We start from the raw sequence: 15711 nt of genomic DNA, 5'->3' as shown, positions 1-15711 counted from the left end.
CCTAGGCCGCTGTTTCGGCTCGAAATCAACATCAATAAAAACATATGGTTATGAACTCTAGTTCGTCTACCAGGAAGGAAAATCGGCGCTTCCAGGCGGCCGGATCGGCGAAATGCACTCTTGACACACCGCAACAAAGCTCTATTCTCGCGGCCCTCCCCGTTGCTCTGTGCCGGCCCATGAACATGCGCTCCGCCACTCGCCTCGCCTGGGTCGTCCCGGCCCTGCTGCTCGCCCTCCCGGCCCCGGCCGACGAGGGGGCCGGCTGCATACCGGACGGCGACGGCCGGCTGCAGATGACGATCAGCGGGCACTTCGCTGCCACGGTCGACTGGGACAACGAAGGCACCACGTGCGCGGGTGGCCCGCGCCCCGGCGGCGACGCGCTGCGGCTGATGTTCAACCGGCCCGATGAGTCGCTGCTCGTCGTCATCGGCATCACCGGGCTGAAGCGCGGCGCCACGGGCGAGGGACTGCCGGCCAACCTCACCGTCGTGCGCGAGGGGCGGGCCGAGTTCTTCGGCACCCTGGGCGCCGATGCGTGCCTGGTGGACGTGGCAGAGAACGCCGTGCTCGCAGGGTCGGCCGACGTGTATCGCATCCGTGGCGCCGGCCGCTGCCTGGCGCCGATCGAGGCCGTGGCCCGCGAGGGCGAGATCCGCGTCAGTCCCTTCGAGTTCACCGGTATCGCGGCCTGGCCGCTCGAAGACGAGGCTGACTGACGTGCGCCGTTACCTGTTTCCCGCGCTGTGCGTGATCGCCCTGGTCGTGGCGCTGCATACCATGACCCTGGCCGCAGCTTCGCTCGACGACCTCCCGCTGGAACGCGTGGAGGTCGAGGTCGCCGACGGCACCCGGCACATGTTCGAGGTGCACCTGGCCGACACTGCGGCAACGCGCGCGCGCGGCCTGATGTACGTGACTGCGCTGGACCCGAACGCCGGCATGCTGTTCGACTTCGGCACGACGCGCGAAGTCGGGATGTGGATGAAGAACACGCCGCTGTCGCTCGACATGCTGTTCATCGACCCGGCTGGGCAGGTGGTGCGCATCGCGGCGCAGACCCGGCCCTTTTCCACCGACCTCATCCGCTCCGGACAGCCGGTGCGGGCCGTGCTCGAGATCCGCGGCGGGCGCGCGGAGGCGCTCGGCATCCGGCCGGGCGACCGGGTGGTGCACCGCATTTTTGAGGTTTTGGGGACAGTCCCCGGGACAGTCCCCTAGATCACCTTGGAGAAGCGCTGCTCCGCCAGCCGCGCCGCCAGGTAGGCGTCGAAGGGCATCGCGATCGGCCGCAGCAGGAAGCGGCCCTTCGGCGTGACGCGAATGGTGTCCGCGTCCACCTCGACCAGCCCGTCCTCAGCCAGCTTCCTCATCTCGCCCACCTCGCGCGCGAAGTACGCGGGGAAGTCGATGCCGTGGCGGGCCTCGATCTGCCGCATGTCGGCCACGCCGCCGCACATCAGGGCGTGGATGACCTCGCGGCGCAGCACGTCGTCCGGCGTAAGCTCCACGCCGCGCAGCACCGGGATGTGGCCCGCGTCGATGGCGTCGTAGTAGTCGTGGCGCAGCTTGATGCTCTGGGAGTAGCTGTGGCCGACCTTGCCGATGGCGCTCACGCCCAGCCCGATGAGATCGAGCTCGGAGTGGGTGGAGTAGCCCTGGAAGTTGCGGTGCAGGGTGCCGTTGTTACGCGCCTTGACCAGGTCGTCCTCCGGCAGGGCGAAATGGTCCATGCCGATGTACTCGTAGCCGCGCTCCGTGAGGAACTCCACGGTGCGCGTCAGCAGCGCCAGCTTCTCTGCAGCCGAGGGCATGTCCTCGTTGCGGATCAGGCGCTGGGCGCGGAACATTTCCGGCAGGTGGGCGTAGCTGTAGGCCGCGATCCGGTCCGGCTTCGCCTGCACCACCGACTCCAGCGTGTGGGTGAAGCTGTCGGCCGTCTGCTTCGGCAGCCCGTAGATCAGGTCGACCGACACGCCGCGGAAACCGTGCTCGCGCGCCTGGCGGATCAGGAACAGCGTCCAGTCCTCGTCCTGCAGCCGGTTGACCGCCTGCTGGACGTCCGGGTCGAAGTCCTGGATGCCCAGCGAGAGCCGGTTGAAGCCCAGCTCGGCCAGCCGCGGGATGGTGCTCTCGTCCACGCTGCGCGGGTCGATCTCGATCGAGTACTCGCGCTCCTCGCCGTGGTGGAGGCCGAAGTTGTTGAACAGGCCTTCCATCACCTTGGTGAACTGCGCGTCGTTCAGGAAGGTCGGCGTGCCGCCGCCGAAGTGCAGCTGGTCCACGCGCCGGCGCGGGTCGAACAGCCGCCCCTGGAGGCGCATCTCCTCCACCAGGTGCTCGACGTAGGGATCGGCGCTGTGCTGGTGGCGGGTGATGATCTTGTGGCACCCGCAGTAGTAGCAGAGCGAATGGCAGAAGGGCACGTGCACGTAGATCGACAGCGGGTGGGCCACCGGGTCGCCGGCGTTGCTGGCCAGCGCGAGCCGCGTGTAATCCTCCTCGCCGAAGCCGTCGTGAAACTGCACGGCGGTCGGATAAGAGGTGTAGCGCGGCCCGCGGCCGTCATAGCGCTTGATCAGGTCGAGATCGAACTCTGCCGTCTTGGTCGTCATGGGTCACCGCATGTTCTGTTATCGGGCGCCGGCGGTGCGTTCCGCCATCTTCCGGCCGCCATGGACTGGGAATGATTCCTGATCGCGCCGGCGCGGGGAATCGTGGTTTGCCTCAATTGGCCCCGCCCGCGGGGGCGGCCGTGCAGCGCACGTCGTAGCGCAGGTCGTGGCGCGCGCCGCGCTGCTCCGCCGGCGGCACCGGGTAGCGGTCCGCCACCTCCCAGCCTCCCGGGCAATAGCCGAGGCGTTTCATCCAGCCGGCCAGCCACTCCATTCGCTTCGCCTCCGCCTCGTCGCTGTCGGCCGGATAGAGGCTGGAGGTGGTGGTCTCGAAGAGAAAGATGCCGGGCCGCTGCCAGTCCTCGCGCAGGTCGCTCATGGAGTGGCGATGATAGTCGGTCCGGTCCTCCACCGCCGCACAGCCGCCACCGAGGACCAGCACCGCGACGGCGAGGCCGAGACGGCGCAGGAGGCAGTACAGGCGCAAGGTCTTCATGGCGCGATTCTACCGGTCCGCGGGCGCGGCGCCAAAAAAACCGGGGGCCCTTGCGGGCCCCCGGCTGCTGGAACTCCAGGTCCGGCAGGACTTAGAAGTTCTGCATGTACCGGAAGTACACGATACGACCGTAGGCGTCGTACAGCGAGTTGTTGTAACCCCGGCCCTCGCCCGGATCCACGACCGGATCCCGGTCGCCGATGTTGTCCACACCAACCGTGACTCGGCCGTCCCACGGGGTGAAGTAGTTCACCTGGATGTCGTGGGTGGTCCAGGACGGCAGGCCGTCCTCGAAGTCCGGAGACGACGAGAGGGCCGTATCCTGGCCGCCGATGTAGTTGATGTTGTATGCGACGTTGAAGTCGCCCCAGGTCCAGACGTTCCGCAGGATGGCACGCCACTCGGGCAGGCCAACGTCGCCGGTGATGTCGGCGCCGCTGTCAACCTCGTAGTTCAGCAGGTAGTTCGCCAGCAGCTCGTTGGTCAGGCGACCGTACGTACCGAAGTCGAAGTTCGTCTGCAGGTTGAAGTCCAGGCCGGAGACGTCGATCGTACCCAGCGAGGCGAAGCCGCGCTGCAGGAAGCGGATCGAACCGTCGGGGTTGCGCGCGATGCCGAGGCCCGCATCCGGGTACGGCGGCGAAGTGCCGAGCGCCGACAGGTCGCTCAGCCCCGGCGGGCAGTTCTGGGTGGTGCCGGCGAGGCAGTTGATGATCGTCTGCGCGCCGATGGCGGCTACCCGGTCCTCGACTTCGATGACCCAGTAGTCCACGGAGCCGTTCAGCCAGTCGAGCGGCTCGAAAGCCACGCCGAAGCTGTACTGGTCGGACTGCTCGGGACCGATGTTCGGGTTCGCAATGACGAAACCGGTGATCTGGGTCTGGCAGTCGGCCGCCTGGCCGAAGGCGATACAGGTCTGAGGATCACGGACGGCGTCAGCCGAGAAGGACGGCTGCTGGGACAGGACGTCCAGGGTCGGGGCGCGGAAGCCCTGGCCCCAGGAGCCACGGACCGTGACCTCGTCCAACGGCTGCCAGCGGAAGGCCAGCTTCGGCGAGAACTCGCTGCCGAAATCGCTGTAGTCGTCATGACGACCGGCGATCGTGACCTCGAGGTCGTCGGTGATCGGCACCAGGGTCTCGAAGAAGGCCGCCCACTGGTCACGGGAGCCGAAGGCCGAGTTGCCGGCGGAACCGGTGATGTTGCCGTTGGCCTGCAGGTCGTCGTAGATGTCCTTGTAGTCCTCGTCGCGATACTCGGCGCCGAAGGCGAAGCCCACCGGGCCGGCCGCCATCTCGAACAGGTCGGTCGACGCCAGGGCGTAGGCCTCGCGGGACACGAACCGGGCGTCCCGGTTGATGGTCGCCGTGAAGGACTGCAGCACATCCTGCGAGTTGCCGGTCGGATCGTAGATGTTATAGGCACCCGAGGTGATCTGCGGCTGCGCCAGGGCCGAGACGATGTAGTTCCGGCCCAGTTCGAAGTACTGCGAATCGACGCGGCGGATGCCACCCTCGAGATCCCAGTCGGCGACCCGGCCTTCGAACCCGAGTTCGAAGGTATAGGTCGGAGCGTCGACGGTGGTATCGCGAGGGCCGTTGGCCGCGAAGCGGTGCCGCAGCAGCAGCAGCTCGTCGGCGACGCCCTGGTAGTCCGCCCAGTCGGGGTTCAGGCCGCCGTCGGCCGGCGCAGTCGCCGGATGGTTCGGGGAGCCGATTGGCAGCAGGATGTTGCCGAAGCCGCCCACCAGCCACGGCGAGGACGGGACGGGTGCGTAACGGCCGAAGGACTTCACGCGATTCACGCTGAAGTTGCCGATGACACTCCAGTCCATGTTGATGTCGTAGCGGGCGCGGCTGAAGATCGACTGGTTCTCGACCTCGGCCTCGTCGGCGGCCTGCAGCGTGAAGTCGTAGAAACAGAAGCCGCCGTCCACGAAGTACCCGGGGTCGGCGCAACCGCCGGGCACGGCCGGGCCGGCGAGGTTGGGGCCGTCATCCGGGCCGATCCAGCGGAACGGATCCGAGCCCAGGAAGTTGTTCGAGAAAATCGACGCGCCGCCGGCGGACCACTCGCGGTCACGCTGGAAGACGATGTCGCGCTTCGAGTAGTTGAAGCCGGCCATGACCTGGCCGTTGGCGCTGGCGGCGCCGAAGATCGCGGAAGCGTCCTCGGTGTCGCCGCCCTCGCGGGTCGGGTTGCCCACGCCGACGGTGACCTGGGCGCCGGTGAAGTCCTTGCGGGTGATGATGTTCACCACGCCGCCGATGGCGTCCGAACCGTAGATGGCCGAGGCGCCGTCGGACAGGATTTCGATGCGCTCAACCGCGGCGAGCGGGATGGCGTTCAGGTCCTGGCCCTGGCCGACGTTCGGCGCGATCGGCGCCCGACGGCCGTCGATCAGCACCAGCGTGCGGCCTTCGCCCAGGGCGCGCAGCGAGATGCCGCCGAAGGACTGGGCCGAGCTGCCGGACTGCGGCCGGAAGGAACCGGCGCTGTTGATCGGCTGGTTGCGAAGCAGGTCCGCGACGGACGCCTCGCCGGAAAGTTCGATCGTCTCGCGATCGATGACGGTTACGGGCAGGGCGCCCTCAATGTCTGTGCGCTTAATGCGCGAGCCGGTGACCTGGACGCGTTCCAGATCGGCGGCTTCCTCTTCCTGCGCAAACGCAGTCGGCGCGGTGGCGGTAGTGGCCAGGGCGCCGGCCGCGAGCGCGTAGCGCACCGCAAGCCTGAGCTGGTTGTTTCTCATCGGAAGGTTTCCTCCTAGGTTTCCAAAGCTTCCGCTCGCGCGCTGCGACCGAGCACAGACCCGTGAGACGGACTCCCCTTAGCAAGTGTCTGGCGGCCGCAATGTGCGAAAAAGCCACTCGGCCTGAACACCCGTCGCCGGAGACTAGCTCAATTTGTTGCCCGATGCCAACACCCGCCGGCGATTTTATTTCGGTTTAACGCAGGTTCCGAAACCCAGGCGAAATGACCGGCGGCTCGATGCGCGGATCTGGATTCTGTCCAAATTCATTGTCTTTGCGCGGGGCCGCGCCGGCCGCCTGCGAGCCGGTCCGGCGGCCGTCGCCCCGGTCGATTTTTGTGTCGTTTTAGCAACAGCCGGCGGCGCCAGGTTGTTGCGCCCAGGCAACAGCAGGGGGTCAGGGCTTGCGCGCCGCCAGCGTCCAGCCGAGCAGCAACTCACCCCGGTAGAGCAGCGGCACCCAGGCCGCGTCCTCCAGCCCGGCCGCCGCGAATTCCGTGCCGATGCGCGCCATGTCCCGCTCGCTGCAGGCCGCCGAGACCAGGTCCGCCATGCGCAGGCGGTAGGCTTCGGCCTCGCCCTCGATCTCGCCCCAGGCCTGCTCCAGCGCGGCCGGCGACAGCGCGCGGCTCTGCTCCAGCAGCTTGAGCACTGCCGGCACGATGAACTCCAGGAAGCCGGCGTCCGCGCGGCGGACTTCCGGTCGGCGGGCGTGCTGCTGCAGCCGCGCCGCCGCCGCCATCAATTCCTCGCGCAGCCGGATTGCCCCCGGCGTCCACTGCACGCCGCCCCGCTGCGGGCCGGGCTTGAGTCCCCGGAACAGCTTGATCATCCGCCGTCCCAGGTAGAGGAAGCGCTCCTCCTCGAGGCACATGCGGACCTGGGCCAGCCCCTCGCGCGCCTGCGACAGGATGGCCGAGCCGTCGTGATGGATCACCATGGCGACGCGGCCGCCGGGCCGCAGGATGCGGGCGATCTCCCTGCTGCCGGCGGCAGTGTCGCCGTATTCGAAACCGTACTGGCTGGTCACCAGGTCGACGCTCGCCGGTTCGAGTCCGGTGGCCTCGAGCCGCACCCCGCCCTGCAGGGTTACGGCCGCCAGGTCGGCGGCGAGTTCGGGGCGCGCCGCCTCGAGCCGCTGCGCGTCGATCGCGGCGCTGTCGAGACCGACGACCTGCAGGGGCCGGGACTCGGCACGGGCGAATTCCGCGGCCAGCAGGGCCACAGCGCCGTTGCCGGTCGCCAGGTCCACCACGGCCGCCCCGGCGGGCAGCGGCGCAAAGGCGGCCCGCCAGAAGTCGCGGATCTCGGCGTCGTAATTGCCCCGGAAGTGGCCTTCGAAGGTCGTGACGGTCCCGCGCTCCCAGAACCGGCTCCACTCCTCGGCATCCAGGCGCGTGCGCGTACCGCCCGCGGATTGCTGCCCCATGCTGTTACTCTGCACCTTGCCGGCCCTCAAGTAGAATAACCGGTAATCGACTGTCCAGCCCGAGCGCAGCGCCCGTTCCACGGCGCCACGGAGAAGCCCCATGCCCATGGAGTCCCCGCTGTCTTCCGTCCACCTGCCGATTCGTGTTGCGGGGCGCCGCGCGTGGTGGTGCCTGGCGGCGCTGCTCCTGCCCGCCGTCGCGCCGGCCCAGGAGGCAGGACAAGCCCGGGACGCGACGCGCGGGTTCATCGAGTGCCTGGAGCTGCGCGATCCCACGGAACGCCTGGCCTGTTACGACCGGATGGCGGTCGCGGTCATCGAGTTCGGGCTGGCCCTGCCGGAGGCCGCGGGCGAGCGGGGTGCGCCGGCCGCTGCAGCCGCGGCCCCGGCGGCCCCGGCGCCGACCCCCGAAGAGGAATTCGGCCTGGAGCAGGAGCGCGCGGCAGAGACCGCGTCGATCAAGGCCGGCGTCGTCGGCGGTTTCCAAGGCTGGACCGGCGACACTGTTTTCGAGCTCGACAACGGCCAGGTCTGGCAGCAGACCGGCACGGGGCGTTACGAGTACAGCGGCCAGGACCGGGCCGTCATCATCACCCGCGGTTTTCTCGGCAGTTTCTCGCTGCAGCCCGAAGGCCTCAACCGGACGGTACGGGTCCAGCGCATCAAGTAGCGGAAATCCGAAGCGCGTTTTCTTTGGAACAGCTCCCCCCGCTGCACTATAGTGCGCGGAGAAGGGCGCGCTGCGCGCCTGGGCACGCACGTGAAGGAAAAACTGATGGACAGACAGCTGAGCGAAATCGAGAAAACCTTCCAGGACGCACGGCAGGAACTGATCAACGCCGCGCAGCGCACCTATGATGGGTTGCGGCGCGAGCTCGACAAGCTGACGGCACGCGCCAACAAGACGGCGGAACGGGTCAACGACCTGGCCCGGCGCCTGCAGGAGCAGGCCCAGAAGGCCGTCGACGAGGGCTCGAAGGCCGCCGCCACCCAGGCCAAGCGGCTTGAAAGAATGCTGACGGACGCCCGCAAGGAGCTGGACGCCGTCACCAAGGACCAGAAGTGGCTGCGCACCGAGGCCACCAAGGCCTATGACTATTTCCGCCGGGTCAGCGGCATCGACAAGGCCGTCGCCGCGGTCGAGAAAGAATGGTCGAAGCGCACCGGCACGGCGCCGAAGAAGAAGCCCGCGCGCAAGCGCAAGGCCGCGGCCCGCAAGCCGGCGACCAAGAAAAAGGCCGCCGCGAAGAAGAAAGCTGCAAGCAAGAAGAAGCCGGCGGCGAAAAAGAAGGCCGCGAGCAAGAAGAAGCCGGTGGCGAAGAAGAAGACCACCGCGAAGAAGCGGCCTGCGACCAAAAAGAAAACAGCCAGCAAGAAGAAAGCTGCGAGCAAGAAAAAGGCCGTCAGCAAGAAGAAGACCACCACCAGCTGAGCGGGCCTGACGGGGGAACCGGAGAGGGGCGACGACCCTGGCGGGCCGTCGCCCCTTCTTTCATCCAGGCTCAGGCCGGGTCCGTGCCGCCGGCGGTCGCGAGGCTGCGGCGCAGCGGCTCCAGCCACTCAGCGTAGGCCCGATGCCAGCCCGGCCGGCCCTCGGCAGCCGCACCGGGGTCCGGCGCCGGGGCGCCGAGCCCGGCCGGGTCGAGACCGAGGAACTCCATGATGCGCAGCCCCTCGGCGGCCGGGTCGCGGCACAAGGTGTCGTAGTCGACTTCGAGCAGCGGGAGGCGCGTGGTGTCGCGCCAGTGCGCCATCAGGCGCAGGTAGGAAGCGTGGTAAGCCCCGAAGTCTTCCAGCTCCCCGGAGAACCTCGCCGGCACCCCCTCGAAGGCGCGGAAGTAGCAGCCCAGGCCGACATCGACCGGATCGCGGCGACAGTGGATCAGGCGCGCTTGGGGGAACATCAGCTCGATGAGGCCGACGTGCAGGAAATTCAGCCACATCGAGTCCACGATCCGGCGCGCACCCTCGCCTGCCACGAACAGGCGAGCGAGCTGGGTGGCCGACAGCTCGCGCAATTCCCGCTCGCTCATCAGCTGCAGGCACTCGGGGTAGGCCAGGCCGGCGCTGTTGTAGCGTTCCAGCCGGCCCGCGCCAAGGTCGATGTGCGGCAGGGCGCCCGCGCTGGCGGCATGCTCATGGCCGGCGATCAGCCGCGCCACCCGTCCCGTGCCGGCGCCCGGCAGGCCGAGGACGAACACCGGCACGCTTGAAGCGGAGCCCCGCGGCAGGCTGTCCAGCAAGTCGCGGTCGAAAGTGTCGATCAGGCGTTGCACCAGGGCCTCGTGGGCGGCCGCGTCGAAGCGGGCCGGGCCGAGCCGGTGGGCCTGGCGCAGCTGGGCGAAGGCCCGTTCGTACTCCCCGCGCGCATCCAGCAGTTCGCCCAGCAGCCGATGGGCCGGCGCCAGCGCCTCGCCGGGAGGGAACCGCTTGACCAGGGCCGCCAGCTGCAACAGCGCTTCGGCCGGGCGCCCGGTCGCGCGCAGGGCGCGGGCACAGGCCACCTGCAGGCAGGGCGCGGAGGCGCCGTCCTCGCCCCGGGGCCGGACGAACGCCAGGGCCGCCGCGGCCTGCCCCAGCGCCAGCAGGACGTCGGTCAGCCCGGCCGCCGCTGCGGCATGCCCCGGATCGAACTCGAGCGCGGCTTCGTAGGCAGCCAGCGCCTGGTCCAGCTCGCCCATCGCCGCCAGCGCGCGGGCCAGCCCGCAGTAGACGTCAGGATCCTCGTCCCCCGCAGCCACCAGGCGGCGGAAGGCCGTGATCGACTCGTCGTAACGACCCAGCTCCCACAGCGCCACGGCAAGCGTGTGCTGGCCCTCGCGGTGGGACAGTTCGCGCTGGATGCCGGCCTGGAGGTAGCCCACGGCATGGCCCGGGCGCCGCTGCTCGTAATACATCCGCCCGAGCGAGAGATTGGCCAGCCCGTGTTCCTGGTCGTGCTCGATAGCCTGCAGGAAGCACTGCTCCGCCTCCTCGATCCGGCCTGTCTCGCGCAGCACATGGCCGAGGTTCGCCCGCGCGTCGGCATAGTCGGGCGCGCCCTCGGTCGCCTGGCGAAACGCGGTCGCGGCGCCCGGCAGGTCGCCGGCGCGCAGCAGCAGCCGGCCCTGCAGGTTCAGCCCGCGGGGGTTGTCCGGCTCGATCTCGCGGGCCCGGCTGACCCAGCTCTCCGCCTCCTCGAAGCGTTCCTCGCGGTAACAGAGCTCGGCCAGCAGCAGCCGCGCCTGGCAGTTGCCCGGGCTTTCTTCCAGGATCTCGCCGCAGAGCTGCTCGGCTTCCCTGAGGTGGCCGTCCTTGAAGGCGCGCTCGGCCTTCTGCAGGTCGACGGCGACCCGCCGTCCGGTCTTCTTGATCGAGCGGCTCTGCAGGAGGCTCATCATGGCTGCGAATCCGGGTCCGGGCGCCGCGCGGCCGACCCGCTAGGCCCCGCCGGGGCTGCCATGCAGGGAGACGATCAGCTCCGCCTCGCCCCGGTTGAGCCCGAAATCCCGGGCCAGGTCCTCCGCAGTCGCGCCCTGGCGCGCCATCCGGATGGCCCGGCCATAGTCGCCGTCGCCCTCCTCCATCAGCCGCAGCTGTTCCAGCTGCTCCTCGATGCCCGCCAACCGGGCCTCGGCCTCAGCCTGGCGCCGGGCGAACTCCGCCGCCGCTTCGCGCGCGGCGGCCTCCGCGGCGGCCTGCGCCTCCCGGGCTGCGGCCAGGCCGGCCTCGAGATCCGCCTGGCGCGCGTGGGCCTGCTCGATGCGGCGGAGCGCACGCAAGGACAGCCACAGCGCCATGGCGAGTACCACGAGCACGGCCACGGCGGCGTATACCTGGTGATCGTTCATGCGTATTCATCCACGATACCGCCCCGGGCCGGCGGCTTCCCGTCGCCCGATTGTCCATCAGTCGAGGGTTCCCCTCCAGCGGGGTCCCGCTCCGCGGGCGGTTCCGGCGTCCGCGACCTGCCCTGGTCCCGTTCGCGCCGCTCCCCGGGCGGCCGCCGCGGCCACACCGGCTCGATCGGCTTGAGGGGGCCGAAAGCGCTCACGTGGCCGGCTCCGCGGACGGCGCGGCGTCGGCGCCCGCGCTGGCACCCGCCAGCTCCCGGTCCTCGTTCTTGCCGGACATCACGATGATCAGCACGCGCCGGTTCTGGCGGCGGCCTTCGAGGGTCTCGTTGCTGGCGACCGGCCGGTACTCGCCATAGCCCACGGCCGCCATGCTCGACGGGTCGATCCCGTACCCCGCCAGCAGGTGCACGACGCTGGCGGCGCGGCCGGCGGACAGCTCCCAGTTGGACGGGAACTGGGCCGTGCTGATCGGCACGGAGTCGGTGTGGCCCTCCACCTGCAGCCGCACCCCGGCGTCCTTGAGCAGGACCGCCAGGCGCTGGATCGCCGGCACGGCGTCCGGCGCCACCGTGGCGCTGCCGCTGGCGAAGAGGAAACTGGTGTTGATCTCGACCTCGAGCCAGTACGACACCCGGCGGACCTTGATCATGTCGGCGTCGATCAGCGGCGCCATCGCCGCCAGCACCTCGTCCTCGAGACGCTCGATGAGGATCCAGGCCGCATCGTCGGCGCCAGTGCCGTCGCCCGGGCCCACGCCGGTCTCGCCGTAGCGGGTGGTTTCCATGTCCGTCCCGACCATGTTGGTCGGCGCGTCGACCTCGAACGGCACCAGCGTGCGCGGCAGGCCCGTCTCGAGCTCCTGGTCGGCGCGGACCTGGAAAGCGCCCACCTGGACCGGCTCCATGGTGCGCGGCGCGCCGCGGAAGGCGGCGACGAGGGAATCGGAGAGCGCGCGGTACTTGCCCTCGTTCACCGAGGAGACCGCGTACATCACGACGAAGAAGGCCAGCAGCAGCGTGACCAGGTCGCCGTAGGGAATGGCCCAGGCTTCGTGGTTGGCGTGCTCCTCTTTGTGCTTCTTGCGCGCCACCGGATCAACCAGCGCTCGTGTAGCCCTTGAGCTTGGTCTCGATGTTGCGCGGGTTTTCGCCCTGCGCGATGGAGACCATGCCCTCTACCAGCATCTCGCGGTAGGTGGTGCCCTCCGCCACGGCCGTCTTGAGCTTGGCGGCGACCGGCAGGAAGAACAGGTTGGCGCTGGCGATGCCGTAGATGGTCGCGGTGAAGGCCGCGGCGATGCCGGCGCCGAGCTTGCTCGGGTCGGCGAGGTTCTGCATCACCGCCATCAGGCCGAGCACGGCGCCGATGATGCCCAGCGTCGGGGCGTAGATGCCCATGCTTTCGAACACCTTGGCGCCGCGGGTGTCGTAATCCTCGCGGCTGCCGATGTCCACTTCCAGGATGCTGCGCAGGGTCTCCGGCTCGCTGCCGTCGACCAGCAGCTGCAGGCCTTTCTGCATGAAGGCGTCGGTTTCCTCTTCCGCCATGCTCTCGAGTCCCAGCAGGCCCTCCTTGCGGGCCACCTGGCTCCAGTTGACGATCTTGGTGATCGCCTCGGCGGGATCGTGCGGCGGCGGCTGGAAGATCCAGGCCAGCATCTTCATCGCGTGCTTGAAGGTCTCCAGGCGCACGTGCAGCAGGGTGGCCGCGAACGTGCCGACGATCACGATGACGAAGGCCGCGCCGTTCCACAGCGCGGCCAGCCCGCTGCCCTTGAGGATGCTGCCGCCGAGGATCGCGACCAGGCCGAGCGCCAGCCCGGCGACGCTGAGAACATCGAGGCGGCCGCGACCGGACGGGGCCGCGTCCTCGCCACCCTGTGCTTCCACGTCCTGACCGACAGATTGACCGGTTGCGCTCACTCGCTCCTCGCCATGTTCCTAGGGGCCCGGCCTGCTCAGCCCAGGCCCCCGTCTTCGACCCAGCTCGCCAGCCGCGCCCGCACCCGGGCCAGGGCCTGGCCGTGCAGCTGGCATACTCGCGACTCGGTGACGCCGAGCACGGCGCCGATCTCCCGCAGGTTCAGGTCCTGTTCGTAATACAGCGACATCACCAGCTGCTCGCGTTCGGGCAGGCTGTCGATGGCCACGGCCAGGTCGCGCCCGAAGGACTCGCGATCGAAGGCCCCGGCCGGTCCGACCTCGTCGCCCGGCAGGCGCTCCTCGAAGCCGCCCCCGTCCTCGGCCAGCTCGCTGAGGCTGAAAAGCCGCGCCGCCACCGTGTCCCGCGCCATCGCGTGATACTCATCGATATCCACCTCCAGCGCGGCAGCGATCTCGCGGGGCTGCGCCTCCCGGCCGGTCGCGTTCTCTACCGCCTTGATCGCCGCCGAAACGCGGCGCCCGTTGCGATGGACCGAGCGGGGCGTCCAGTCGTTGCGTCGCACTTCGTCCAGCATCGCCCCGCGAATCCGGATCCCGGCATAGGTCTCGAAACTCGCGCCCTGGCCGGCATCGAAGTGCCGCGCCGCTTCCAGTAATCCGATCGTTCCAGCCTGGACCAGGTCCTCCAGTTGCACGTTCGCGGGCAGCCGGCCAAGCAGGTGGCAGGCGATCCGCTTCACCAGGCCGAGATGCTCCTCGACCAGCCTCTCGCTATCCAGTTGTCGCGCGGCGCCGTACATGGTCAGACCGCCGCCTCGAACGCTTCTTCCCGCTGGCCCGGATCGGCCAGCCGGTCGAGAAAGAACTCGATGCTGCCGCTCATGCCGCGGGGCTCGGGGAGGTTATCGGCCAGGCGCGCCAGATCCTTGAATGCCCGCGCCGCCGGGCTGGTCGGGTAGGCCGACACGACCGGCGTCTGCATCTGCACGGCCCGCCGCAGCAGGGGGTCCTCGGGCACTGCTCCGAGGTGCTGGAGCGGGATGTCCAGGAAGCGGTCGCAGACCGCCTGCAGCTTGCCGTGGAGCCGCCGGCCGTGGGCGGCGGAGTCTACCCGGTTGGTGATGGTGTGAAAGCGGCGCACGCCGTGGTCCCGCGCCAGCACCTTCACCAGGGCATAGGCGTCGGTCAGGGACGAAGGCTCGTCACAGACCACGACCATCACGTCCTGGGCCGCGGCGCAGAACTGCAGCACGGACGGGCTGATGCCGGCCGCCACGTCCACGATCAGGATGTCGACCGGCTCCGCCAGGCTGCTGAAGGCCGCGATCACGCCGGCGTGCTCGGCAAGGGTGAGATCGGCCAGGCGCGCCACGCCGGAGGAGGCAGGCACGATTCTCAGGCCGCCGGGCCCGGGAACCACGATCTCCTCCAGCTCGCGCTCGCCGCTGAGCAGGTGCGAGAGGTTGTACGGGACCTCGAGGCCGAGCAGGACGTCCACGTTGGCCAGCCCGAGGTCGGCGTCCAGCAGCATGGTGCGCCGCTGCATGGCGGCGAAGGCGACGCCGAGGTTTACCGAGACGTTGGTCTTGCCGACCCCGCCCTTGCCGCTGGCGACCGCCAGCACGCGGACCGGACGGGGACGACGGAAACGGGCCAGGCCCTGGGCCTGGCCGGCCAGTTCAGGCTGACGCATGGCGCACCTCCAGGGCCGGTCCGGCTGCCGCTTGCCTGGCCCTGGCCGGGCCGGCCCCGCGCGCCGGCGGCGCCAGCGCCTGGCTCACCAGGTCCCGGGCGCGTGCCGGCCGGAGGTCTTCCGGCACGCGCTGGCCCTCGCTGACGAACGCCACGGGGAGTTGGCGCGCCAGCAGGGTCGACAGCGCGGGACCGAGGCGAGCCGCCTCGTCGAGCTTGGTCAGGATGCAGCCGGCCAGCCGCTCGCGGCCGAAGGCATCGACGACTTCTTCCATCACCTCCCGCTGCACATTGGCGGACATCACGAGATAACTCTCGAGGTCGGCCAGCTCGCTGAGCCTGCGGCTCTCCTCGAGCAGGCGCAGGTCGTGCTGGCCCAGGCCGGCGGTATCGACGATCACCAGGCGGCGGCTGCCGAACTCGGCCAGGTGATCGGCCAGCTCGCTGCTGGAGCGCGCCTGGCGCACCGGCACGCCGAGCAGCAGGCCGAAGGAGGCCAGCTGCCGCTGCGCGCCGACCCGGTAGTCGTCGGTGCTGATGAGGGCCACGGACTTGCTGCCGTAGCGGAGGCAGGCCCGCGCGGCCAGCTTGGCCGCGGTGGTGGTCTTGCCGACACCCGTGGCGCCGACCAGGGCGATCGCCCGGGCCTGCTCGAGCGGGTCGGTCGCGACCACCGGCAGGCGCCGGGCCAGGCCGAACAGGGCTTCCTGCCAGGCCTCGCCGAGGGTGGCGAGGTCCGTGGTGCCCGCGGCAATGCCGCGCGCCACGGCCTCGTCGAAGCCGGCCCGCGCCAGGCGCCGGACGATCTCCGCCCGGACCGGCTCGCGGCGGTCGTAGTCCGAGGTGGCCAGGCGGGCCATCTGGTCCTGCAGGATGGCCCGCAGGGACTTGAGTTCCTCGCGCATCGCGGACAGGGCGGGATCCTGCGCCCACTCCACCCGCGGCGGCGCCGGGCGCTCGGCCGGCGGCGCGGGTTCGGGGACCCGGGGCGGAGCGGCCGGAGCG

General features: G+C 69.8%; 15 protein-coding genes. 4 read left to right on the top strand and 11 right to left on the bottom strand.

From position 1 onward, the window contains the following. The first annotated feature begins 179 nt into the window (after positions 1-179). Together G6N75_RS05575 and G6N75_RS15250 are read left to right on the top strand one after the other, a co-directional pair. Complete coding sequence (locus tag G6N75_RS05575; protein ID WP_165347368.1) at positions 180-722, top strand: hypothetical protein; 543 nt, start codon at positions 180-182, stop codon at positions 720-722. Position 723: 1 nt separating this feature from the next. After that, complete coding sequence (locus G6N75_RS15250; RefSeq protein WP_206202952.1) at positions 724-1224, top strand: DUF192 domain-containing protein; 501 nt, start codon at positions 724-726, stop codon at positions 1222-1224. Here G6N75_RS15250 and hemN read toward each other — a convergent pair. From hemN to G6N75_RS05550, 4 genes are all read right to left on the bottom strand, one after another. After that, positions 1221-2618, bottom strand: coding sequence for an oxygen-independent coproporphyrinogen III oxidase (gene hemN / locus G6N75_RS05565; RefSeq protein ID WP_165347367.1), 1398 nt, complete (start codon positions 2616-2618; stop codon positions 1221-1223). The genes G6N75_RS15250 and hemN overlap by 4 nt on opposite strands. 112 nt (positions 2619-2730) lie before the next feature. Continuing rightward, positions 2731-3114 carry a hypothetical protein gene (locus G6N75_RS05560; RefSeq protein WP_165347366.1) on the bottom strand — a complete coding sequence of 128 codons (384 nt, stop codon included), beginning with the start codon at positions 3112-3114 and terminating at the stop codon, positions 2731-2733. Between the two features lie 91 nt (positions 3115-3205). Further along, positions 3206-5866, bottom strand: coding sequence for a TonB-dependent receptor (locus G6N75_RS05555; RefSeq protein ID WP_165347365.1), 2661 nt, complete (start codon positions 5864-5866; stop codon positions 3206-3208). Between the two features lie 397 nt (positions 5867-6263). Beyond that, on the bottom strand, positions 6264-7295 hold the full coding sequence (locus tag G6N75_RS05550) for a class I SAM-dependent methyltransferase (protein ID WP_165347364.1): 1032 nt from the start codon (positions 7293-7295) through the stop codon (positions 6264-6266). 100 nt (positions 7296-7395) lie between these two features. Here G6N75_RS05550 and G6N75_RS05545 point away from each other — a divergent pair, with 100 nt between their 5' ends. Continuing rightward, positions 7396-7965 carry a hypothetical protein gene (locus tag G6N75_RS05545; protein ID WP_165347363.1) on the top strand — a complete coding sequence of 190 codons (570 nt, stop codon included), beginning with the start codon at positions 7396-7398 and terminating at the stop codon, positions 7963-7965. A 105-nt stretch (positions 7966-8070) separates the two neighbouring features. Next, positions 8071-8727 (top strand): hypothetical protein, encoded by a 657-nt coding sequence (locus G6N75_RS05540; RefSeq protein WP_165347362.1) that lies wholly within the window; start codon positions 8071-8073, stop codon positions 8725-8727. 70 nt (positions 8728-8797) lie between these two features. On the opposite strand, the gene G6N75_RS05535 is transcribed toward G6N75_RS05540, so the two are convergent. From G6N75_RS05535 to flhF, 7 genes are all read right to left on the bottom strand, one after another. Continuing rightward, complete coding sequence (locus G6N75_RS05535; protein WP_165347361.1) at positions 8798-10675, bottom strand: tetratricopeptide repeat-containing sulfotransferase family protein; 1878 nt, start codon at positions 10673-10675, stop codon at positions 8798-8800. A 39-nt stretch (positions 10676-10714) separates the two neighbouring features. Next, positions 10715-11125 carry a DUF2802 domain-containing protein gene (locus G6N75_RS05530; protein WP_165347360.1) on the bottom strand — a complete coding sequence of 137 codons (411 nt, stop codon included), beginning with the start codon at positions 11123-11125 and terminating at the stop codon, positions 10715-10717. A gap of 199 nt (positions 11126-11324) precedes the next feature. Next, a complete protein-coding gene (gene motD, locus G6N75_RS05525) occupies positions 11325-12221 on the bottom strand; it encodes a flagellar motor protein MotD (protein WP_165347359.1) in 897 nt (298 codons plus the stop codon). A 4-nt stretch (positions 12222-12225) separates the two neighbouring features. Beyond that, positions 12226-13020, bottom strand: a complete 795-nt coding sequence (locus G6N75_RS05520; protein WP_165347358.1) for a flagellar motor protein — start codon at positions 13018-13020, stop codon at positions 12226-12228. 68 nt (positions 13021-13088) lie between these two features. Then, positions 13089-13814: an RNA polymerase sigma factor FliA gene (locus G6N75_RS05515; RefSeq protein WP_165347357.1), complete on the bottom strand. Its 726-nt coding sequence runs from the start codon at positions 13812-13814 to the stop codon at positions 13089-13091. A gap of 2 nt (positions 13815-13816) precedes the next feature. Beyond that, positions 13817-14707, bottom strand: a complete 891-nt coding sequence (locus tag G6N75_RS05510) for a MinD/ParA family protein (RefSeq protein WP_165347356.1) — start codon at positions 14705-14707, stop codon at positions 13817-13819. Then, the coding region (gene flhF, locus G6N75_RS05505) for a flagellar biosynthesis protein FlhF (RefSeq protein WP_165347355.1) at positions 14694-15711 on the bottom strand (1018 nt) is incomplete at its 5' end. The genes flhF and G6N75_RS05510, both read right to left, overlap by 14 nt.

Source organism: Thioalkalivibrio sp. XN8 (genome assembly GCF_011058255.1).
In the GTDB taxonomy this organism is placed as follows: Bacteria; Pseudomonadota; Gammaproteobacteria; order Steroidobacterales; family XN24; genus XN24.
The sequence above is the reverse complement of the archived record's forward strand: the minus strand, read 5'-3'. Positions and strand labels throughout refer to the sequence as shown.